Genomic DNA, 19,059 nt, shown 5'->3' with positions numbered 1-19,059 from the left:
CGCCACCGTCGCGCAACCTGGCCGCACACCACCAACCCCCACGTCCTGATCAGCGACAAAACCGCCCACGGCACTGGTCCGATCAGCCAGCAATTCGTGACGTCGCGGATGAACCGCACCGGCTGCAGTGTCGACCGGATACGCAAGGACCGCATCCTCCACGAAGCTCTCGCCGGAGGGGCGGACCCGCTTCACCTGTCGCTGGTCTTCGGGATCTCCCACAGCACCGCCGCCAGATACTCCGCCGTCGCCGAGCACCTACTCGCCGACGAGCTCGATCAGACACCCCAACCGTGATCCCTTTGGGTCATGACGCCGGCGTCAACGACGAACTCCCCGCGATTTCAGATCTCACCCAGCGAACTCGCGTGTGTTCCCGATGAATGTCCTTCAGTCTGGCTGAACTCGCGGCGGACGTGCCGGTAAGAAACGTGTCATGAGCCCCAAACGAGCGGCACTCCCAGGTCACCATCACGACCCCGTCGGCGCGAACCCTGTCCGGGCCCTGACGTAATCTTGTTGTACGAAATCGACCGCCGCCCCGAGCTCGACAAGGCGCTGGACTACCTGCGCTCCGGCGACACCTTCGTCATCACCCGCCTGTCGCGCCCCGCTCGCTGCGCCACCTGCTGGACCTGGCGGCGCAGCTCCGCGAGCGCGAGGTCGACCTCCTGGTGCTCAAGCAGGGCATCGACACCTCCACCCCATCCGGCCGCCTGCAGTTCCATATGTTCGGCGCCTTGGACGAATTTCTCCGCGAACTCATCGTCGAGGGCACCCTCGAAGGACTCGCCTCGGCCCGAGCACGCGGCCGCGTCGGCGGGCGCCCGGCGCCCTAGACGCCCATGGCGTGGAGATGGCCCGCGCGTTGTATGAGATGAAGGGCGACGACGGCAAGCGCCGCTACACCGTCCAGCAGATCGCCGACCGCCTCGGCGTCAGCCGCGCCACCATCTACCGCCACCTCGATCCCGACAAGACGGTCTCGGCATAGGAGGAGCACAGGGCTGCCCCCGATCACCTACCGCGGCGGTGGGCCAAGCTCGCCGACCAGGACGCCATCATGCTGCCCGAGCACACACCCACTCGATTACCGGCGTGACGCAACCTCCTGGGGGGCTTGTGCATGTAGAAGATATGAAATCCGAGATCATCCATCCGCCACCCGGTTCTCCGGGCGGCGAGGCCTCGGCCGACACGGTCGTAGCCGAATTATTCCTCGCTCACCGCCTGGCGCTTGTGCGGCTGGCGTTCCTGCTGGTAGGCGACCAGGAGAGTGCCGAGGACGTGGTTCAGGACGCGTTCGCCGCGGTGTATCGCAGATGGGGCCGGTTGACCGACCGAAGGCAGGTGCTGCCTTACCTGCGCACGGCCGTGGTCAATGGGTGCCGGATGGTCCTGCGGCGCAGGGTGATCATCGGGCGATTCCGCGGTCACCGTGAGGTTCCCTTCTGGTCGGCGGAGGCGGCGGCGCTGCTGGGGGAGACCCGGCGGCAGGTGTTTCTGGCGGTCCGGGCTCTGCCGCGACGCCAGCGCGAGGTGTTGGTGCTGCGGTTCTACCTCGACCTGTCGGAAGCGGAGATCGCCCAGGTGATGGGTGTCAGCCGCGGAACGGTCAAATCGACGGCATCTCGGGCGCTGAAGGTGCTCGCGGTGAAACTGAAGGAGGAGCGATGACTCGAAACGTTGAAGACCGACTCCGCGACGCTTTCACTGCCGGTGCGGAACTGGTGTCGCCAGAGAGCTTGCAAGTCGCGGCTCCTGTCGCTGTTCGGCCGCGTAGGGGTTTTCGGGGGCTGCCGGTGTTGGCGGCCGCCGCTGTCGCGGTGGTGCTCGGCGCGGTTGCGATCGTCCCTTCGCTGGTGCGACATTCGGCAGTTCCGGAGGGGTTCACCGCTGTCGTGGACGCGCTGGCGCGGCGAGCCGAACAGCCGCGTGAATACTGGCGTAGCGAGACAGAGTCGTTGACGTGGCAGCGGGCGCCCAAGCAGACGTATGACATCGAGGACAGTGTCCGCACGGTCTCCTGGGCGACTCCCCGCGGCCCTGTCCTCGAGACCACACCGCTCTACACCCGGCCCTTCACCACCGCCGACCAACGGAAGTGGCGCGAGGCAGGTGCGCCGGCCCTGTGCGGTTTCCGAGTGGGCTGCAAAGACGTGCAGTACCCGCGCCGGACGCACTACTACTTCCCGGAGGGCTTCCAGCTCGGCGGCGGGGTGTCGCTGACCCGTTCTCAGCTCCTCGCGCTACCGCAGGACCCACAGCGGCTGAGAGTGGAGTTGCTGCGGCTGCGGGGTGCAGAGCGCCAGGAACCGGCCAGTCCCGGCCGTTCCCACGTCAAGGAGTACTCGGAGCAGGACATGCTGTGGATCATGGGTGAGGGACTACTCACCGAGGCACCGACCCCGCCTGAAGTGCGGGCGGCTGTCTTGAGCATGATGGCCGCGCTACCGGGCGCGCGGATCGTGGACAAGGCTAAGGACGCCGAAGGGCGAAGCGGTATGGCCATCGTGCGCAGAGTCGATCGCGATCCGCTGGAATGGTGGCTGGTGATCGATCGGTCCAGCGGCGACCTGCTCGGGACAGTCATCCTGGTCGCCGGGCCACTGCCCCAGACCGCCGGCCTGGATGTCGGTGACATGGCCGCTGCGGAAGTGGTCAGAAAACTCGGCTGGACCAGCGACGGACCTCAGCTACCCGAAGAGTGCACCCAACAAGTCGGCATGACCTGTGACGGCTCTTAGCGGGTGATTTAAGTGCGCCACGAGCGTGGAAGGCGAGGTTGTTGTGTAGGTGACCTGGTGCCGCGCAGGAGATGAAGGTCTGGCGTTGGCGGTCGCTCGAATTGACACGAATCATTCGGAGGCATCAGTCATGTGCATGACTGAGTTCCGGATGGCCTGTAGTCACCTCTCACGATCGCTGCCCACGTACTCAGCCTTCTCCTGGCACGCCGCCGAGTCGGCTACGCGAGGTGCGTAACGCGGGACGCTCGCCCGTTCCGGCGGCAGCGCGGCTGGACCATCCCGGCGGGCGATGCCGGCGGGGCGTCGGCGATACTGTGCGCGTGAAGTACGTGTCCAGAGTGCCGCGACCGCCGCTGGACGGGCTGATCGACGACCTTTACTACCTGGAGGGTGCGCCGCCGTACGCCCGGCTGACGCTGCCGCCGATGCCGGCGGCGCTGCTCATCGTCAACCTCGGGGCGCCGTTCCGCATCCGCGCCGGCACCGACATCGAGACGGCCGAGTACGCCGACGGCTGCGTGGTCACCATGCCCACCCGCGCCTTCGAGTTCGGCTATCCGCCGGAGACCCGGTCAGTCGGCGTGCACATCAAGCCGTGGGGGCTGGCGCCGTTCCTGCCGATGCCCGCGGCCGAGCTGTGTGACCGGCCGGTGACGGTAGAGCAGGTTTGGGGCCGGCCCGCCATCGCCGAGCTGCGGGACCGGCTGGCCACGGCGGCCGGACCGCACGAGATGCTGACGCTGCTGGAGGAGGAGCTGATGCGACGGCTGTGCGAGACCTCCGGCCTGGGGCTGGTCCGCCATACGAGCAGCGTCATCGCGGCGACCAGCGGGGCGGTGGCGATCGGCGACCTGAGCGTGGCAGCCGGTGTCAGCAGCACTCATCTGGCACAGCGGTTCAAGGAGCTCATCGGCGTCACGCCGAAGCGGCTGGCCCGCACCTACCGCTTCGCCGCCACCGTGTTCGCGATCAACCCCGCCGGACCGATCGACTGGGGCGACCTCGCCGGTGGCGCAGGCTACTTCGACCAGGCCCACTTCGGCCACGAGTTCCGGGCGTTCACCGGGCTCACGCCGACCAGGTACGTCGAAGTCCGGCGGCGGTTCCTGCGCGAACATCCCGGCCACGCGCTGGACGGCTGGCCGCTGCCGGCCGATTGATTTCTTACAAGAGCGACAGCTCACGACACGCTAATTTGGGGCACCCCGAAGCAGAGGAGAGCCCCGTGGGCAAGGTGGTCATGTACAGCTCGGTGTCGGTGGACGGCTTCGTCGCGGACGAGAATGACCAGCCCGGACCGCTGTTCGACTGGTTGTCCAGCGGTGACGTCCCGTTGGACGAGAGCGGCGAGCTGAAGGTGTCGCAGGCGTCCTACGACTACATCCGGCCGTACTGGGACCAGATCGGAGTGACGATCGCCGGCCGCCACGTCTTCGACATGACGGACGGCTGGGACGGGAAGCCGCCGAGCGGGATCGACCACGTGGTCGTCGTGACACACCGGCCGGAGCCTGAGGGCTGGGACCCCGAGGCGCCGTTTCACTTCGTCGACGGCGTCGAGGCAGCCGTGGCCAAGGCGCAGGAGCTTGCGGGTGACCGCTTGGTCGAGGTCGCCGCCGGCGACGTCGGTGGCCAGGTGCTTGCCGCGGGTCTGGTCGACGAGGTGCGCATGGACGTCGTACCCGTGGTGTTCGGGTCCGGCAAGCGCTACTTCGGGTCGGTCGACGCGCAGCACCTGCTGGAGGATCCTGACGTGGTGATTCAGGGCAACCGGGTGCTTCACCTGCGCTATCGGGTGCGCCGTTGACCGATCTGAGCGGGTACGCGAAGAAGTCCACTGCGAACGGTGACACAAGATCGGGCCTCCGGCTTCGTCTGCGCATCGCTGTCCCTGGTCGGGCAGCCGACGCCGATCCGCCCCAGCACCTCACCTGCGGCAAGAGGCGTTCACCACGATCCACGCCGCCTACGCCGCAGCGCTGAAGCGGGCCCCGCTGGACGGCGACACCCGCCGCGCCTACGACTCCCGGGTCCGGACCTTCCTCGCCTGGCTGGAGGCCAGCGGCCTCGACGGCGACCCGCTCACCGACGCCCACAACCGCGACTTCGCCGTCCGCGACTACAAGACCCACATGAAGACCGTGCTGCGCCGCGCGTCGAATACCGTCAACGCCCACCTCACCGCGTTGACCACTTCTTCACCCAGCTCGGACTCGGCCCCGCCGTCGTCCGCCGCGACGACGCCCCCAAGCTCGCGCCCCGCGCGCTGGACGCCCGCCAGCAGAAGCGCTACCTGCGCGCCGTCGAACGCCGCCCCCTCGCTCGCGACCGCGCCATCGGCCGGCTGCTGTTCTACTCCGGCGTCCGGATCGCCGAGCTCGTTGCTCTGGACGACGACGACGTCCCGCTCTCGGCGCGCAAAGGCAAGGTCATCGTCCGCTCCGGCAAGGGCGAGACCTCCCGCGAGATCCCGCTACTGGACGGCACCGCGCGGACCTCCATCACCGAGTGGCGCACCCGCCGCGCCTCCTGGCCCGGCGCCGACACCCCGGCGCTGTTCCTCAACCGCCGCGGCGGGCGCCTGTCGGCCCGGGCGGTCGACCAGCTCATGGACGAACTGGCCACCGACGCCGACATCCTCGACGACGCGGGCGCCCTCGCCCTTTCGCTCACATCCTGCGGCACACCTTGGCGACCAACCTCCTGCGCGCGGGCGTCGACATCGTCGTCGTCGCGGAACTCCTCGGCCACACCCGCCTCGACACCACCCGCCGCTACACCCTGCCCACCCACGCCGACCTCGAAGACGCCGTCAGCCATCTCCCCACCGATCAGTAGCGCCACCGCTGACCTGGGCGAACTCAATCGCGTGTACCGGGCTGCACGAGTCTTACCGACACCCCGACCGAGAGACGCTGGAGCGGTTCGCCGACGAGCCGTTCATCGCGCTGCTCCGTAACCACTTCACCGTCCGGTTCATCAACGAGCCCCTGCCCACGGTCACCGCAGGTGGCCCTCGCCATGCACGACGGCGACGGCTGGACTTGATCAGACGTGCCCTACCGCTGCCAGAGTTCTGAGCACGGGCCCACGGACCGAAGAACTGTGACGCATTCATACGAACCGGGCCGCGACTCCGCCTGCGGAATAGAGCGACGAGATCGAGTATTGGGGCAGCGGCGCCGCCAACTGCTCCTCCGTCAGCCTAAGCCCCGTCAGCCGGGTGGCCAGAGCCAGCGCGCAGCATAACGCGAGTAGCCGTTTGCCGTGTTCCGCGGCGTAAATGTCCTCGTCCTCGTCCTCGCGTTCGTCCTCGTCCTCAAGGTCGTAATCGAAAGTGGGGAAGCCGAGATCTGCGATATGGGCTGCGATGGCGTCGGGCGAGCGCCCGCGCCTGGATGCCGGCTCGTCGACGTTGAAGGCGGAGATCACTTCACCGTTCTCCGCGTAGGCGAAAAGCATGTCGGTCTCGAACGTCCGTGTGACGCTGGCGGCCACCGCGCCGGTGGACAGGCTCTCCATGACGGCGCGGAGCGCGCCCACGTAACCGGTACGTTCGACCATGATGCTGCCTGCCGGGTGAGTGTAGACGGACGCGACGGAGAGCCCTGCCGGTGTGAGCATGCCTGCCTCATCCACTGGCATAGGCAGGCCCAACGCTCCTAGCAACGATGCGTGGTCCCGATCGCGCACGAAAATCACCGACAACCCGGAAATGAGCATCCCGGCGTAGGCTTCATGGGTTATCCATGCGTAGGAATCCGCAGTGGCCTCAGCGGGCATTATCGTCCTTTCACAACTCTGTTCATCCATGGCGGGCAGGTGTTGCGCACCGTACCCGCCATGTTCAACGGCCGATGGGGTCAGGCGATGCGGATCCAGAACGTGTCGCCGTCGATTACGTGGTCGTTATCATAGAACACGTTCAGGATCGCGGTGCCGAACTCCTGATTCTCATCCTTGGGCAATAGCCAGACGGAGTAATTGTTAGCGAACTTCTTCTTGCCGGGCTTGGCCGGGTCGGGGATCTTGTAGGCTGCGCCTTCGCGTGTGGATTTGAAGGGGAACTCGTCGCAGTTCCAATCCGGTCCCAGCGCGCCTGTGGCAGGATCTTTGTATCGCACGGCGTACTCGGTGACGTAGTCCTTCCCCCAGATCTTCTTGCACATCCTGCGGGCGCGGCTGTCGTTCCGGTCGTTCATATTTTGGTCTGCCGTTCGAGTCACCCTCGAGTTTATCGAGCCTCCGGGATCACTTTCCCCTGTATAGGCGGAGATGCCGATCCTCATCCTTCGAGTCCAGAGCCCGCTGACGATGCCATCGGTGGAGAAAACGTCGAGGTAGACTCCGTAGACGAAACTCCGGCGCTCAGGAAACAGCGCCCCATTCGTGGTGTACCGGAATAGGATATAGCCTATTTCGTTGCCCTTCGTATCAAAATTGTAGTACCGCCAGTAGCCCCAGTAGCAGGATGAATAACGATTCTTGCCGGCCCGATGGGCGTTCAGTCTTTGTGCCGTGCTCGTGCCCGTGGCGCCGATGGGGGTGTTCATGTCGGTCTGGATCTCGGCCAGTGACTGGGCGCGATTGTAGACGCGCACCTCGTCGATCAGCCCACTGTAGAACTCGCCCCAGAAAGCGTTGCCGTCGATCCGCCGGACGCCCCCATCGTCGAGAGCATCCCCGGCCACCGGCACCTGCGCGACCTGGGTGCCGTTGACGTACAAGCGGGCCGTGCCACCTGCGTAGCTGAACGCCAGATGGCTCCACTGGTTCTGCGGCAGTGGACCACTACCGACGATCCCGCCGCCCTCCTCGGTGGTCTGCAACCAGCCGGACCGGGCGGTGTACTCGGAGGAGACGTACAGTCCGTAGGAGCCGCCTTCGGCGTTCTCCTTCATGAGCACGCTACGCCAGAGGTCGTCCAGCGCCGAGGGCCTCACCCATGCCGAGAGCGTCAGCGCGTTCGTCAGGCGCAGCAACGCGGCGTGCTGGATCGTGACCCAGCTGGAAGAGCCGTTGAAGGACAGTGCCTTACCGTACTTGCCCGTCGTCCAGGTGGTGTCCCGGGCGGCCCCGGTGTTGCTCTGCCCGGAGGAATCGGCCACGGTCGTGCCCGATCCCTCGTTCATGCCGTAGGCCGCCACCAGCCCCGCCACCGGATTCGGCGTGGGGTGGGGGTGGGGCTGGGGCCCGGCGTAGTGGAGCACCTCCGGGGCGCCAGCCGCGCGCCCTACTGGTGATCATTGATGTCGGTGCAATGCACACCGCGACCCCCGATGAGTTCCGGGCGGGCCATCACAGCCGGATAGTGCTCACCCGAGCGGACCGCGTTGACGCGAACATGCGCGTGGTTCCCGGCTGTCACGACCGGCTGAGCGCGGGCAGCGGAGTGCGCCTGGCGGCGGTGCCTGCCGACGTCAACGCCCACCTGCCTGCCACCTGGTCCTTGGCCACTGCCAATCCAACATTCACCCCGCCCCGCGCGTCTGCAGCGGGCGACAGGTCAAAGGCAGGCGAGCGACGATGACGATCCAGTCCCACGACCCCGAACCTGGCCCGGTGGCACAGGACGGCTTCCCGCGGGCGGCTGCCGCGGCGCGGGACACCGTACGCGTACTGACCCCCAGCGCGGTGTACCGGTCGGACCGGCTGCCCGGCGGCCAAGCCCCATCACCGCCCCCGCCGGGCTTCCTCACCGGGCACCGGGTCCGATCAGGTTCCCGCCGCCGGGTCGGCGCCGCGCCGCCCACGCCGCTGGTGCTCACCGTCCGCGGCGCCGCGGACGCCTTCCTCGACGCGCTCGGCAACCCGAACACAGTGCGGAACTACGCGATCGGGGTCGGCAAGACCGCCGAACTGGTCGGCGAGGGCCGGCCGCTCGGGCAGGTCGCGGACGACGAGATCGGCGACGCCCTCGAAGCGCTGTGGGGCTCGACGGCGGTGAACGCCGCGAGGATTTCGTGCTGGAGCCCGTGTACTGGGACGCCGGCACCGCCCGGCTGCTGCCGCGGCTGCTGAAGAACCGCACCCGCGGCCCGGTGTTCGCCACTCACCGCCGCCCCGGGCCGGGCAAGGTCGTCTCGTCGTGGGACGTGTGCCCGGATTCCGGTCTGGCCCGGCTGTCGTACGACCAGGCCCGCGCCCTGCTGGACGAGCACACCGCGCTGCACGGGGTTGGCACAGGCTGGGATCTGCACGAGTTCCGGCACTCCGGGCTGACCCACCTCGGGGAGCAGGGGGCGAGCCTGCTGATGTTGATGGCCAAGTCGCGGCACAAGAAGGCGGAGAACGTCCGCCGCTACTTCAAGCCGTCGCCGGACGCCATCGCCGAACTCACTAGCCTGCTCGCACCCGGCGACACACGCCGAGGCGGCGGCACGTGACAGAGTCGGCCGACTCGTCAATCCTGATCATCCCGACCGACCCGAAACCACCGAGCCCTGGAGTTGACATGGCTGACATGATCGTGCCCGACCCCGCCACGCGGGACATTCTCGCGATCTTCGAACGCGCGCGATCCCGGCTGTTCGGGCGCCTTGAGGACCTGACCGACGCCGAGTACCACTGGGAGCCGGTCAGCGACTGCATCAGCATCCGCCCCGGCGACGACGGCGTCTTCCGCGTCGCCACGTTAATTCCGGAATCGAGTCCGGAGGCGCCGGACCCCGTCACCACGATCGCCTGGCGCATCTGGCACATCGGCAGCCTCTGCCTGCGCGGCTATGTGATCCACTTCTTCGAGGACGTTCCCGAGTTCGGCGACCGCCACGAGTGGCCGGGCACCGCGAAAGAGGGCGTCCAGGCGCTCGCCGAGGACTGGGAGCACTTCATCTCCCGTATCGCGGCCCTCGGCGACAAGCGCCTGTTGGCGCCGATTGGCCAGGGCCCCGGCGGTTGGGCCGATGAGACGTATCTGAAGCTCGCGCTGCACGCTCTGGTCGAGGTTTCGCATCACGGCGGCGAGATCTGCCTGCTGCGTGACCTGTACCTGCGCGAAGGCGTCTGATTTCGGCGGTGGGAGACCTTGTCCGGCGGCCGTGTGCCGCCGGACAACGGCCGGGGTCGGCAGCCATCTCCTTCCTCCCGGTAACCTTCTTCCGGCCCGTCAGCTCCGGCAGCGCCTTGAGGCCTTCAGCACCGGCGCCCCTTCCGGGCTCGCGCCGAAGTCGACCCTGGGTCAGCACCGACAGGAACGGCCGCACCGTGGAAAAGCGACGGCGCCCGGGTCATCGCCTTGGCCGCGATCTTGCGAGCCTTGCCCGGCGCGTACCCCACTCCCTCGCGGCCCCGTACCAGCACCCGATGCGACTCAGCCGTACGCGGCGAGGCATACACCGGCATGACATCCTCGCTGACCTCAAGGCCAGCGCCGTACATGCTCAACCACCACGGGTGGCACCTCACGGGCCTTGGCGAAGCGGCCCAGCCGCTGAAAGCACTTCAGCGCGAGCGTCAGCGCCAGCGGGTGCTCATCGGTATCGGTCTGCTCCCGCGCCCACGCTGCTTCCCCGGCCGAGGAAGAGTAGAAGAGGTACGGCTCACGCGTCATCACCAGCCGCGGGAACACGCGGTAGGCGGTCCGCTCCACCGACGTCACCGCACACGCTTCCCGGCTCACCCCGCCCATGGACGAGACACCCCGTAGCGAGACGAACACGCACACGACAGGCGAAGAAGATCACAGCTTCATCAACCTCGCCGTTCGACCCGTCAAGATCATCCCAATGTGGGTTTTGGGCTTATGTGGGCTGACCCCCTGTTAAGGCGGAACTGACGGCAGTCCCATGTCACCCGGACCGGGGTCGGCTCGGCCATTGTCAAGTGTACTTGACATCGCGGTAGGTTCCTTCTACCGTGTCAAGTGTACTTGACTTCTCACCGCAGGAAGGGCAACTCGTGCAAGCACACAACGCGACCGGGGACTACCGGGACTCGATCAAGACAGCCGTTGGACTTGTACTCTGGACACTCGCCTGGCTGGCGACTCTTGCCTTGGCCAGGTTCGCCCCCGGACTCTTGTGGGATTCGCGGCAACCGGTGGCGAGCTGGGCCGCAGTTGCCGCCAATCTTGTCGTCGGCATCGGATGGATCGTCGCCTTCGCGCGCTTTCTCCGAGGACAAGATGAGTTACAACGGAAGATCATGCAGGATGCGCTGGCGGTCGCCCTCGGAGTGGGGTGGGTCAGCGGATTCGCCTATGTCGTCGCGGACGCCGCCGACCTCGTCGTCTACGACGTCGATATCGCAGTCCTCCCCGCGCTCCTAGGAGTCGTCTACGTGATCGCCGTCATCGTCGGCAAGATCAGGTACCGATGAAGAACCGCATCAAGGACCTCCGGGCCGAACGCGCCTGGACGCAGGCTGACCTGGCTCAGCGTGTCAGCGTGTCAAGGCAGACGATCAACGCAATCGAAACAGGGAAGTTCGACCCGAGCCTTCCAGTCGCCTTCCGTCTCGCCAAGCTGTTCAACCTGAAGATCGAAGAGCTCTTTCTCGACGATGAAGCGCCTCGGGTGTAGCCTGCGGCCGCACGTTCCTCGGTTTGGCGCCGTAGCAGCGGTAGTTGTCCTGGTAGATGCGGGTGATCTAGGTCTTGAGATGCTCGTCGCGTACCGCTCGATCACAGGGCGGGCGGGTGCGGGCGGCGTAGTACGTCGACGGCGCGGTTTGCAAGACCCGGCAGATCGCTGGACGCCGAATCGGTCGCGGTGAGCGTCGATGAAGGCGTTCATCTGGGCGGTCGAGGGTCGAGTTCTCTGGCGAAAAGCCGACGCCGCCTTCAAAATCTCGTTGGCCCGGCGCAACCCGCGGACCTCACGCTCCAACTGCGCGAGCCGCTTGGCCTCATCGGTGCTGGTGCCGGGCCGTTTACTGCCGTCGACCTCGGCCTGCCTGACCCAGTTACGCAGCGATTCGGATCCGATGCCGAGCTGGCGTGCGACGCGGGTGATCACGCCGAACGATTCCCCGGACTGCTCGACGGCCTCCTGCACCATCCGCACCGCCAACCCGCGCGCCCGGTTGCTGGACGGGGTGACGAGTGTGCGACAGGTCAGGGACGGCGGTTGTGGGTGCCGGGGGTGTAGCCGAAGGCACGGCGGAAGACGTCGATGAAGGCGCTGGTGGACGACCAGCCGCAGTGGTGGGCGACCGTGGTCACCGGCATGTCGCTGGCCAGCATGCGCAGGGCGTGGTAAAGACGCAGCTGGGTGCGCCACTGGGGGAAGGTCATGCCCAGTTCGCGGCGGAAGAGGCGGCTGAGGGTCCGCTCGCCGGCTCCTGCCGCGGTCGCCAACGCGGCCAGGCTGCGTGGATCTGCGGGGTCGCGATGCAGGACATCGCAGACGGCCGTGAGGCGGGGGTCGGCGGGGGCGGGCAGCTGGACGTGTTGCTGGGGTGAGGCACGCAACTGGTCGAGCAGGACCGCGCGCAGCCGCAGCCGCTCGGAGGTCTCGTCGTGAGGACCGCCGGTGTACGCGATGATCAGCTCGCGCAGCAGGGGGCTGACGGCGAGGACGGTGGGGGCGTCAAGGCCGAGGGGGTTGGTGTCAGGGGGCAGCCCGAGCAGGTGCAAGGCGAGGTGGCCGTAGGCGCGGTGGGCGTGCACGCATCCGGCGGGCACCCAGATGGCCCGGGTGCCGGGAGCGAACCAGGTGCCGGCATCGGTGGTGATGGCCAGGACACCGGAGCCCGCATAGACGATCTGATGGTCGTCATGACGGTGCGCGTCGATGCGTTCTCCGGGAGCCAGCACCTGGATACGGGTGGGCGCCTCGGGCATGTGACGGATATCCGGCATAGGTTGGCATGTTATCGGAAGCCCGCCACGTCCTTCCGTGGCCACGATTGAGGGGTGACACCCCATCAGACCTCCAAGGCCTCACCTGGCCGGTCCATCACGCTGCTGTCTGTGGGGCATGCCTGCGTGGACGTCTACCAGGGCGCGGTGGCCTCCTTGGTGCCGTTCTTCGTCTCCGAGCGCGCCTACACCTACGCCGCAGCCTCCGGCATCGTCCTGGCCGCCTCCCTGATGTCCTCGGTGGTTCAGCCGTTGTTCGGGGCCCTCACCGACAAGTGGGCCATGCCCTGGCTGCTGCCGGTGAGCACGATGGTGAGCGGCGCCGGAGTCGCTCTCGCCGGTGTCGGCGGCTCCTATGCCCTCACCCTGGTGGCCGTCGCCGTGTCCGGGATCGGCATTGCCGCCTACCACCCGCAAGCCGCACGCGTGGCACGCAACGCCAGCCGCGGCAGCCACACCGCGATGGGATGGTTCTCCCTCGGCGGCAACCTCGGCTTCGCCGTCGCACCCTTGATGGTCTCACCCGTCATCGCCACAGGCGGCCTACCCGCCTCCCCGCTGCTGATCGTCCCCGCCGTCGCCGGCGTGGCGCTGTGCTCGGCCGCGCTGCGGGGCGTCAAGGCCCCCGCCGCGGTGACCGCGGCCGCTCGCGCGAGCCGGGCCATCGGTGGGGACGACTGGGCATCCTTCGTCAAGCTGTCGGGGGCCATCGTGTGCCGCTCGATCGTCTTCGTCGGCCTCAGCGCGTTCATCTCGCTGTATGCGAGCCGGCGCACTGGCGCAGGAGATTTCTCGGGTACGGCGGCGCTGTTCGTGCTCTACCTCGGTGGCGCGGTGGGCACCGTGGCCGGCGGGAAGCTCGCCACCCGCCACGGCCGCATACCGGTCGTCCAATGGTCCTATGCCCTGACCATCCTCGCCGTGGCCGGCGTGGTCTTCGTTCCTGGGCCGCTGCTGTATGTATTCGTCGCCCTCACCTCTGCCGGCCTGTACGTGCCCTTCTCCCTGCACATCACCCTCGGCCAGGACTACCTGCCCCAGCGTGTGGCCACCGCCAGTGGCGTCACCCTGGGCCTGGCCGTCAGCGCCGGCGGCATCGTGAGCCCGCTCATCGGCGCCGTCGCCGACGCCACCTCCCTGCAGACCGCTCTCGCACCGCTGATCGCACTGCCTGCCCTCGGCTGGCTTCTCCTGCGCACCCTGAACGAGCCCGACATGCTCCACTCGGCCACCGGCCAGCCGCCGCCCAGCCCACAGCCAGATCCCGCCGCTGACGCCACGACCCGCCCCTGAGCCCGTCAGCGGCGAGCGTCACGCTCCCGCCAGCGCTCCGTCATTCGCCCACCAGGCGCCCGGCGAAGGCTCAGCGCCGGTTTCGTTGCGATGTTCCGCAAGCCCCGTCTCACGCACGCGGCGGGCCGCCACCATGTTCGCCAGCGCCGCCTCCAGCTGCGCGATCATGCCGTCGCCTCTCCTGACGTTGGGTGCTGAGCCTTGCGGGGCAGTAGGGCCATCAGCGCCACCAGGACGGCGGCAGCCGGGGCGCCCCAGAACAGGACGTCCGGAATGGCGGCGGCGGTCGCCACCGGGCTCGGGTTCTGGCCCTGGAGTTCCCGGGCCAGGAGGGTGCCGAAGACCGCCACGCCGAGCGACAGGCCCAGGCCGCGGACGGACACCGCGGCGGAGGTGGCGGCGGCCAGGTCCGCGGGCGAGGCCGCGTTCTGCGCGACGACCACCAGGTTCTGCATCAGCAGGCCGAACCCGGCCCCCAGCATCGCGATCTCCACGGCCAGCAGGACGTAGGAGGTATCGGGGGTGAGCCGGCTCAACAGCGCGAATCCCAGCACCGCGATCGCCGAGCCGGCGAGCAGGTAGGGCTTGATCCGGCCGCTCGCGCCGACGCGGGCGCCGGCGAGCGAGGAGACCACCATGAACGTCAGCACGTACGGGTTGAGCGCCAGGCCCGCCTGCGTGGCGCCCATGCCGTACGCGGCCTGTAGATAGGTGGGCAGGTAGACGATCGATCCACCGAGCAGCGCCCCGAGCAGCGCGGTGGCGGGGAGCGCGACGCGCAGGGTGGGGTCGGCGAACAGCCGCAGCGGCAGCAGCGGGTTGGCCGCGCGGCGTTCCCACCACAAGAACAGAGCCGCCAGAAGGGCCACCGCACCGATCAGTGCCAAGATCACTCCGGACGTCCAGGCGTACGTGCGGCCGCCCCATTCGGCTACCAGCAGCAGGCTCACCGTCGCGCCCGCGATCAGCACGGCCCCGGCCAGGTCGACCTTGCCGTCCCTGCCTGGCTTGGGCAGCCGCAGCGCGAACGCGGTGAGCGCCATGGCGAGCAGGCCGAGGGGCAGGTTGATGTAGAAGATCCAGCGCCAGCCCCAGGCGTCGGTGATCGCGCCGCCGGCGAGCGGGCCGCCCACGCTGGCCAGCGCGAAGACGCCGCCGGTCAAGCCCTGCACCCTGCTGCGTAGATGCTGGGGTACAGCCCCGACAGCGCGATCGTGGGCAGCACGAACAGCGCTCCGGCCCCAATGCCTTGGAAGGTCCTGACGGCGATCAGCTGGGGCGTCGTCTGGGCCAGGCCGCACAGTGCGGAGGCCGGCGACGAAGACGGCGACCGCCGTGAGGAACACCGGGCGCCGGCCGAACCGGTCGCTGATCCGGCCGTAGAGCGCGCCGGTCGTGGTCGAGGCCAGTACGTAGGAGGTGACGATCCAGCCGATCGCGTCCATGCCGCCCAGGTCGGCGGCGATGTCGGGCAGGGCGATGGCCACCACCGTCTGGTCCAGGACCGACAGCAACCTGCCGATCAGCAGGCCGGTCGTGGCGAGCGGCACATTGCTGCCGCCCTTCGGGGGGGCGGCGGTCCGCGCGAGGCTTGCGGACTCCATGATCAGCCCCTTGCCTGCGCGAGCGGGTTGGGCAGGCCGAAGTCGGCGCACAGCAGGTCTTGGTCGATGACCGCCGCGGCGACGGTGCCGCTGGCCGCCGCAGCGATGACCGCGGCCATGGGCATCGGCACGGTGGCCCGCCGCGCCATGTCCCCGGCCGCGGACACGCCGGGTACGCTCGTCTGGCCGAACTCGTTCACCTCCACGCACCCGTCGGCGAAGGTCGCGCAGCCGAGACGATCAGCCAGATCGGAGCGCTGGCGCGGCACGTTGAGGACGAACACCGCGTGGCTGGCCAGGGATGGGCCATTTTCGAACACGATCTGTTCCAGCCGGCCGTCGGTACCCTCCAGCCGGGTGATGGCCTCGCAGCGCACGGCGACACCATGCGATTCCAGCGTGACCTGCGCCGCCGGGTCGAGCGGCTGGCCGCCGGTGCAGAGTGCGACGTCGGCGGCGAAGCGGCTCAGCTGCAGCGCCAGCCGTACCCGGGCCGGATCCGTGCCGAGCACGGCGACTTGTTTGCCGGTGCATTCATAGCCGTGGCAGTAGGGGCAGTGGAAGGCGGAACGGCCCCACAGCGTTTCCACCCCGCGCGGGCCGGGAAGCTCGTCGGCCAGCCCGGTAGCCAGCAGCAGGCGCCGCGTGGCTGCAGTCCCACTGCCGGGCAGGTGCAGTTGGAAGCCGCCCTCGTCCAGCGCGCGGGCATCGGTGACCGTCTCCGTCGTTGTCTGCACCGTTCGATACGCGGCCAGTTCTTCGCGGCCGAGCTTGCGCAACTCAGCGGGAGGTGTGCCGTCCCGGGTGAGGAAGTTGTGCATGTTGTCGGCGGTGGCGTTGCGGCCCTGCCCGGCGTCGATCAACAGCACCGGCCGGTGGACCCGCCCGAGGGTCAGAGCAGCGGCCATGCCGGCCGGACCTCCGCCGATGATGACGACGTCGAACATGTCTTGCCTCCAATGAGCGGTCATCGCTTGACGTGAGGGCAAGTCTGCAAGTTAATGTCAACATGAAGTCAAGCGATTCCATGCGGATCGGGGAACTCGCGGAGCGGTTCGACCTCGCCCCGCATGTCCTGCGCCACTGGGAGGCCATGGGCCTGCTGGCCCCCACAGCCAGAGTCAACGGCCGTCGCCGCTACACCCGCGACCATCTCATTCGGGTCATGACGATCATCCGCGCCAAAGCGGCGGGTATGAGCCTGGAGCAGATCCGCGAGATCCTCACCGTCTCCGGCCAGGCCGAGCGCCAGGCACTCCTCCAGCGGCACCACGCGGAACTGGAACGCCGGCTTCACGAAATATCGGCCTCCAAGGCGCTCATCGAGCACCTTATGCAGTGCACAGCGGACGACTTCACCCACTGCCCCGACTACCGGCGGATAGCGGAGACCGCGGCTGGACCTCAAAACCTCCACAAGGACGGGTGCATGATCTGAAACACCGTCCGGCCGCCGGCGGCCGGTAGGAGGTGACGGACCCTGGGTGATGGCCGCACTCAGAAGCCGGAAACTCGTCCTCCTCGCTGGTCGAGCGTCCCGGTTGAGGCCACCGAGTCAAGGGCGCCTAGTCGTCGCCGAGGTAGGGGGGGAGTACCTCTCGTGGTCGCGCGCCCGTACCCCGACGGTCTCGAAGGCCGAGGCGCAGAACTTGCTCAGCTTTGGGTCGTCACCAACGATGACGAAACCGGCCGGCTCTCCGTCGCCACTTTGAAAGACGAAGACCACCAAGTCATCGCCGATCTGCCAGAAGTCACACCCTGGAAGCGCCATGTAGTACGTCGACGACCGAGGCAGCCACCGCACCTGCTCACCGGCCATGAGGTGGCCGCAGGAGTGATCGCGTGCTCGTCCGGATGTGGCCGCTGACCGGCTCTGACACCACCCTGGCACGGCGGAAGGACACTCCTCGCCGGACGTGCCCGCGGACCATCTCCACCCACGGGAGCTGGGGCCGCCCCAGCAGGCATTCCCGTCACCATCCCACCGGAGACCACATGATGCCCATGCAGCAGCCCCTCACCTACCACGCGTTCGTCGAACTCGCCACCGCCGACCCCGCCGTCGTCGGCCTCGTCCTCAAGGGCTCCCGCGCCCATGACGACATGATCACCGAGCACTCCGACCATGACCTGTACGTCGTCCTCGCCGACAGCGCGACAACGGATCTCACCCGGTTCACCGGCCACCGCACTCCCGAACTCGACCTCGTCATCGCTCCCCTCGCCGAGTTCCGCGCGGCAGGAATGCCCGGCTTCGAGCGCTACGCCCTTGCCCGTGCCAGGCTCGTACTCGACCGGCTCGACGGAGGCATCGCCCAGATCCTGGCCGCCAAGGCACGGCTCGACGCCGATGAAGCATTCAGGGACTCCGGTGAATGGCTCGACGCCTACGCCAACTCCCTCTACCGCTCCGTCAAGAACGACCGTGATGGACATTCGCTCGCCGCCCGCCTCGACGCCGCCGACAGCATCCGGTTCCTGCTGGAGCTGCTCTTCGCCCTCGACCGTCGCCCCCGTCCCTACAACAAGTACCTGGAATGGGAACTCACCCGATACCCGTTGCCCGGCTGGGACACCGGCATGCTGCTGGACGCCGCGGACCGCATCTCGGCAACGGGCGACGTGCCTCTACAACGACACCTCTTCGCCCATGTCGAGGCGGCGGCCCGGCGCGCCGGGCACAGCGCGGTGCTGGATGCGTGGGGCAAGGACCTCGACCTGATGCGACTGAGAATCCCTTGCTCGCCATCTATATGCACGGCTGCTACGGCTGGCTGATATCTGTCCTCGCGGGCATCGTCCTGCGCCCGGACGCCTTTGAGATGGTGTTCCGTGAGTCCGGGCTGCCGGGGAAACGGGCTGGTACGCCCAGGCGCACACTCCACGCCGCCGGCGTCGTGCGGCCGTGAAAGGCCCCCGGCGCCGGCGGACGATGCTCAGTGGTTGTCGGAGTGCCCCTGGGATGTCCCGGTATCACAGCGAGAAAGGGGCGCTCGGATCCGTCAATCGTTCGCGGAGAGGTTGTCCAGGTCCGGGCGGGTCAGCTTGACGGGGTTCTCAGCCAGAGGCGCGAGGTTGCCGGCCGCGTCGATCGGATACTTTCCCTGTTCGGGGTTGAGCAGGGAGGCGGGTGAATCCGGATACGTCTCCAGGAAGAGCACGTAGGTCTTCCCCTTTTCGAGCGGGCGGCTGCCCGGCTCTTTGTAGGTGACTCCGTTGACCGTGCCGCCGAGTTCCTTGACCTGGATGTTTTCCCCGGGTTTGGCCGATCCCTTGAAAACCTTCACCACCTCGACCGGATAAACGGTGGTGACGACGGGTTGCTGTTCCGGCGGGGCGGCCTGTCCTTGCGGTACACCCGCCTGGGGATTGGACTTCTCATCCGTGCCCTGAGCAGCGGGGTTCGCCTTTTCCTGTACCACCTGCGCCGTGCTTCCCAGCCGCGCCTCGATGACGAGCGTGGCCTTCTGGTAGAGCTGGTCGGCGGTCTGGTAGGAGGGATAGTCGGCGTGGTACACGATTGTGTGCGGCTCGGCCGAGCACGCGGAGAGGAACACGGCCGCTGCCGCGGCCGTGGCGGCGACGAGCTTCCTTGACAGCGTCTTCACTT

Annotated in this window: 27 protein-coding genes and 2 pseudogenes; 17 read left to right on the top strand and 12 right to left on the bottom strand. The window is 67.9% G+C overall.

The window, feature by feature from the left end:
• The coding region (locus tag ABD810_RS22835; RefSeq protein WP_344943879.1) for a hypothetical protein at positions 1–297 on the top strand (297 nt) is incomplete at its 5' end.
• A gap of 266 nt (positions 298–563) precedes the next feature.
• On the opposite strand, the gene ABD810_RS22830 is transcribed toward ABD810_RS22835, so the two are convergent.
• Positions 564–728, bottom strand: a complete 165-nt coding sequence (locus ABD810_RS22830; RefSeq protein ID WP_344943876.1) for a hypothetical protein — start codon at positions 726–728, stop codon at positions 564–566.
• Here ABD810_RS22830 and ABD810_RS41085 point away from each other — a divergent pair.
• From ABD810_RS41085 to ABD810_RS22800, 8 genes and pseudogenes are all read left to right on the top strand, one after another.
• Positions 672–839 (top strand): recombinase family protein, encoded by a 168-nt coding sequence (locus ABD810_RS41085; protein ID WP_425566940.1) that lies wholly within the window; start codon positions 672–674, stop codon positions 837–839. The two genes, ABD810_RS22830 and ABD810_RS41085, sit on opposite strands and share 57 nt — an antisense overlap.
• Before the next feature lie 17 nt (positions 840–856).
• Positions 857–994, top strand: a complete 138-nt coding sequence (locus ABD810_RS22825) for a helix-turn-helix domain-containing protein (protein ID WP_344943874.1) — start codon at positions 857–859, stop codon at positions 992–994.
• A gap of 104 nt (positions 995–1,098) precedes the next feature.
• Entirely contained in the window at positions 1,099–1,677 is a 579-nt protein-coding gene (locus ABD810_RS22820) for a SigE family RNA polymerase sigma factor (RefSeq protein WP_344943871.1), read from the top strand.
• Positions 1,674–2,747 carry a hypothetical protein gene (locus ABD810_RS22815; protein WP_344943868.1) on the top strand — a complete coding sequence of 358 codons (1,074 nt, stop codon included), beginning with the start codon at positions 1,674–1,676 and terminating at the stop codon, positions 2,745–2,747. The genes ABD810_RS22820 and ABD810_RS22815 overlap by 4 nt, the downstream gene beginning before the upstream one ends.
• 341 nt (positions 2,748–3,088) lie before the next feature.
• Positions 3,089–3,910: a helix-turn-helix domain-containing protein gene (locus ABD810_RS22810; RefSeq protein WP_344943865.1), complete on the top strand. Its 822-nt coding sequence runs from the start codon at positions 3,089–3,091 to the stop codon at positions 3,908–3,910.
• Between the two features lie 65 nt (positions 3,911–3,975).
• Positions 3,976–4,557: a dihydrofolate reductase family protein gene (locus ABD810_RS22805; RefSeq protein ID WP_344943862.1), complete on the top strand. Its 582-nt coding sequence runs from the start codon at positions 3,976–3,978 to the stop codon at positions 4,555–4,557.
• Between the two features lie 39 nt (positions 4,558–4,596).
• Positions 4,597–5,328, top strand: a pseudogene (locus tag ABD810_RS41080) (site-specific integrase); the annotation flags it as partial.
• Between the two features lie 110 nt (positions 5,329–5,438).
• A complete protein-coding gene (locus tag ABD810_RS22800; protein ID WP_344943859.1) occupies positions 5,439–5,588 on the top strand; it encodes a tyrosine-type recombinase/integrase in 150 nt (49 codons plus the stop codon).
• Positions 5,589–5,864: 276 nt separating this feature from the next.
• On the opposite strand, the gene ABD810_RS22795 is transcribed toward ABD810_RS22800, so the two are convergent.
• Both ABD810_RS22795 and ABD810_RS22790 read right to left on the bottom strand, forming a co-directional pair.
• The gene (locus tag ABD810_RS22795; protein WP_344943857.1) at positions 5,865–6,533 is read right to left on the bottom strand and encodes a DUF6461 domain-containing protein; all 669 of its coding nucleotides are present in this window, start codon (positions 6,531–6,533) and stop codon (positions 5,865–5,867) included.
• A gap of 80 nt (positions 6,534–6,613) precedes the next feature.
• Positions 6,614–7,909 carry a LamG-like jellyroll fold domain-containing protein gene (locus ABD810_RS22790; protein WP_344943855.1) on the bottom strand — a complete coding sequence of 432 codons (1,296 nt, stop codon included), beginning with the start codon at positions 7,907–7,909 and terminating at the stop codon, positions 6,614–6,616.
• Between the two features lie 367 nt (positions 7,910–8,276).
• Between ABD810_RS22790 and ABD810_RS22785 the strand changes: the two genes are divergently transcribed.
• From ABD810_RS22785 to ABD810_RS22775, 3 genes are all read left to right on the top strand, one after another.
• Positions 8,277–8,771 carry a hypothetical protein gene (locus ABD810_RS22785; RefSeq protein ID WP_344943852.1) on the top strand — a complete coding sequence of 165 codons (495 nt, stop codon included), beginning with the start codon at positions 8,277–8,279 and terminating at the stop codon, positions 8,769–8,771.
• A complete protein-coding gene (locus ABD810_RS22780; RefSeq protein WP_344943849.1) occupies positions 8,714–9,136 on the top strand; it encodes a hypothetical protein in 423 nt (140 codons plus the stop codon). The genes ABD810_RS22785 and ABD810_RS22780 overlap by 58 nt, the downstream gene beginning before the upstream one ends.
• A gap of 68 nt (positions 9,137–9,204) precedes the next feature.
• Positions 9,205–9,759: a DinB family protein gene (locus tag ABD810_RS22775; protein WP_344943846.1), complete on the top strand. Its 555-nt coding sequence runs from the start codon at positions 9,205–9,207 to the stop codon at positions 9,757–9,759.
• Positions 9,760–10,110: 351 nt separating this feature from the next.
• Here ABD810_RS22775 and ABD810_RS22770 read toward each other — a convergent pair whose 3' ends face one another.
• On the bottom strand, positions 10,111–10,341 hold the full coding sequence (locus ABD810_RS22770) for a DUF4158 domain-containing protein (RefSeq protein WP_425566939.1): 231 nt from the start codon (positions 10,339–10,341) through the stop codon (positions 10,111–10,113).
• A 266-nt stretch (positions 10,342–10,607) separates the two neighbouring features.
• Here ABD810_RS22770 and ABD810_RS22765 point away from each other — a divergent pair, with 266 nt between their 5' ends.
• On the top strand, positions 10,608–11,069 hold the full coding sequence (locus ABD810_RS22765) for a hypothetical protein (protein WP_344943844.1): 462 nt from the start codon (positions 10,608–10,610) through the stop codon (positions 11,067–11,069).
• Positions 11,066–11,272, top strand: coding sequence for a helix-turn-helix transcriptional regulator (locus tag ABD810_RS22760; protein ID WP_344943841.1), 207 nt, complete (start codon positions 11,066–11,068; stop codon positions 11,270–11,272). Before ABD810_RS22765 ends, ABD810_RS22760 begins: the two co-directional genes overlap by 4 nt.
• A 330-nt stretch (positions 11,273–11,602) precedes the next feature.
• On the opposite strand, the pseudogene ABD810_RS41075 reads toward ABD810_RS22760, so the two are convergent.
• Positions 11,603–11,749: pseudogene (locus ABD810_RS41075) on the bottom strand (transposase); the annotation flags it as partial.
• Positions 11,750–11,805: 56 nt separating this feature from the next.
• Complete coding sequence (locus ABD810_RS22755; protein ID WP_344943838.1) at positions 11,806–12,552, bottom strand: AraC family transcriptional regulator; 747 nt, start codon at positions 12,550–12,552, stop codon at positions 11,806–11,808.
• Positions 12,553–12,606: 54 nt separating this feature from the next.
• Between ABD810_RS22755 and ABD810_RS22750 the strand changes: the two genes are divergently transcribed.
• Entirely contained in the window at positions 12,607–13,845 is a 1,239-nt protein-coding gene (locus tag ABD810_RS22750; RefSeq protein WP_344943835.1) for an MFS transporter, read from the top strand.
• An 18-nt stretch (positions 13,846–13,863) separates the two neighbouring features.
• Here the strand turns inward: ABD810_RS22750 and ABD810_RS22745 are convergent, their stop codons facing one another.
• Genes ABD810_RS22745 through ABD810_RS22735 form a run of 3 tightly spaced genes read right to left on the bottom strand, consistent with a single transcriptional unit; the run spans position 13,864 to position 16,396 of the window.
• Entirely contained in the window at positions 13,864–14,013 is a 150-nt protein-coding gene (locus tag ABD810_RS22745; RefSeq protein WP_344943832.1) for a hypothetical protein, read from the bottom strand.
• Positions 14,010–15,449, bottom strand: coding sequence for an MFS transporter (locus tag ABD810_RS22740; protein ID WP_344943829.1), 1,440 nt, complete (start codon positions 15,447–15,449; stop codon positions 14,010–14,012). Before ABD810_RS22740 ends, ABD810_RS22745 begins: the two co-directional genes overlap by 4 nt.
• 2 nt (positions 15,450–15,451) lie before the next feature.
• Positions 15,452–16,396 (bottom strand): NAD(P)/FAD-dependent oxidoreductase, encoded by a 945-nt coding sequence (locus tag ABD810_RS22735; RefSeq protein WP_344943827.1) that lies wholly within the window; start codon positions 16,394–16,396, stop codon positions 15,452–15,454.
• A gap of 62 nt (positions 16,397–16,458) precedes the next feature.
• Here ABD810_RS22735 and ABD810_RS22730 point away from each other — a divergent pair, with 62 nt between their 5' ends.
• Entirely contained in the window at positions 16,459–16,887 is a 429-nt protein-coding gene (locus tag ABD810_RS22730; RefSeq protein ID WP_344943824.1) for a MerR family transcriptional regulator, read from the top strand.
• 117 nt (positions 16,888–17,004) lie between these two features.
• Here ABD810_RS22730 and ABD810_RS41070 read toward each other — a convergent pair whose 3' ends face one another.
• The gene (locus tag ABD810_RS41070; protein ID WP_425566938.1) at positions 17,005–17,268 is read right to left on the bottom strand and encodes a DUF6879 family protein; all 264 of its coding nucleotides are present in this window, start codon (positions 17,266–17,268) and stop codon (positions 17,005–17,007) included.
• On the bottom strand, positions 17,258–17,380 hold the full coding sequence (locus tag ABD810_RS41065; protein WP_425566937.1) for a DUF6879 family protein: 123 nt from the start codon (positions 17,378–17,380) through the stop codon (positions 17,258–17,260). Before ABD810_RS41065 ends, ABD810_RS41070 begins: the two co-directional genes overlap by 11 nt.
• Positions 17,381–17,444: 64 nt before the next feature.
• On the opposite strand from ABD810_RS41065, the gene ABD810_RS22725 reads away from it, so the two are divergent.
• Positions 17,445–18,227: a hypothetical protein gene (locus ABD810_RS22725; protein WP_344943822.1), complete on the top strand. Its 783-nt coding sequence runs from the start codon at positions 17,445–17,447 to the stop codon at positions 18,225–18,227.
• Between the two features lie 224 nt (positions 18,228–18,451).
• Here ABD810_RS22725 and ABD810_RS22720 read toward each other — a convergent pair whose 3' ends face one another.
• Complete coding sequence (locus ABD810_RS22720; RefSeq protein WP_344943820.1) at positions 18,452–19,057, bottom strand: hypothetical protein; 606 nt, start codon at positions 19,055–19,057, stop codon at positions 18,452–18,454.
• Positions 19,058–19,059 lie beyond the last annotated feature (2 nt).

Origin of the sequence: Sphaerisporangium flaviroseum, from assembly GCF_039537005.1 — a bacterium.
GTDB classification, from domain to species: domain Bacteria; phylum Actinomycetota; class Actinomycetes; order Streptosporangiales; family Streptosporangiaceae; genus Sphaerisporangium; species Sphaerisporangium flaviroseum.
The sequence above is the reverse complement of the archived record's forward strand: the minus strand, read 5'-3'. Positions and strand labels throughout refer to the sequence as shown.

Excerpts from the sequence above, each read along its gene's own strand:
- ABD810_RS22785 (WP_344943852.1), top strand. The coding sequence starts at position 8,277 with ATGACGATCCAGTCCCACGACCCCGAACCTGGCCCGGTGGCACAGGAC.
- ABD810_RS22760 (WP_344943841.1), top strand. The coding sequence starts at position 11,066 with ATGAAGAACCGCATCAAGGACCTCCGGGCCGAACGCGCCTGGACGCAG.
- ABD810_RS41065 (WP_425566937.1), bottom strand. The coding sequence starts at position 17,380 with ATGGTCCGCGGGCACGTCCGGCGAGGAGTGTCCTTCCGCCGTGCCAGG.
- ABD810_RS22745 (WP_344943832.1), bottom strand. The coding sequence starts at position 14,013 with ATGATCGCGCAGCTGGAGGCGGCGCTGGCGAACATGGTGGCGGCCCGC.
- ABD810_RS22740 (WP_344943829.1), bottom strand. The coding sequence starts at position 15,449 with ATGGAGTCCGCAAGCCTCGCGCGGACCGCCGCCCCCCCGAAGGGCGGC.
- ABD810_RS22725 (WP_344943822.1), top strand. The coding sequence starts at position 17,445 with ATGATGCCCATGCAGCAGCCCCTCACCTACCACGCGTTCGTCGAACTC.
- ABD810_RS22825 (WP_344943874.1), top strand. The coding sequence starts at position 857 with ATGGCCCGCGCGTTGTATGAGATGAAGGGCGACGACGGCAAGCGCCGC.
- ABD810_RS22755 (WP_344943838.1), bottom strand. The coding sequence starts at position 12,552 with ATGCCGGATATCCGTCACATGCCCGAGGCGCCCACCCGTATCCAGGTG.
- ABD810_RS22775 (WP_344943846.1), top strand. The coding sequence starts at position 9,205 with ATGGCTGACATGATCGTGCCCGACCCCGCCACGCGGGACATTCTCGCG.
- ABD810_RS22730 (WP_344943824.1), top strand. The coding sequence starts at position 16,459 with ATGAAGTCAAGCGATTCCATGCGGATCGGGGAACTCGCGGAGCGGTTC.
- ABD810_RS22830 (WP_344943876.1), bottom strand. The coding sequence starts at position 728 with ATGGAACTGCAGGCGGCCGGATGGGGTGGAGGTGTCGATGCCCTGCTT.
- ABD810_RS22815 (WP_344943868.1), top strand. The coding sequence starts at position 1,674 with ATGACTCGAAACGTTGAAGACCGACTCCGCGACGCTTTCACTGCCGGT.
- ABD810_RS22735 (WP_344943827.1), bottom strand. The coding sequence starts at position 16,396 with ATGTTCGACGTCGTCATCATCGGCGGAGGTCCGGCCGGCATGGCCGCT.
- ABD810_RS41070 (WP_425566938.1), bottom strand. The coding sequence starts at position 17,268 with ATGGCCGGTGAGCAGGTGCGGTGGCTGCCTCGGTCGTCGACGTACTAC.
- ABD810_RS22795 (WP_344943857.1), bottom strand. The coding sequence starts at position 6,533 with ATGCCCGCTGAGGCCACTGCGGATTCCTACGCATGGATAACCCATGAA.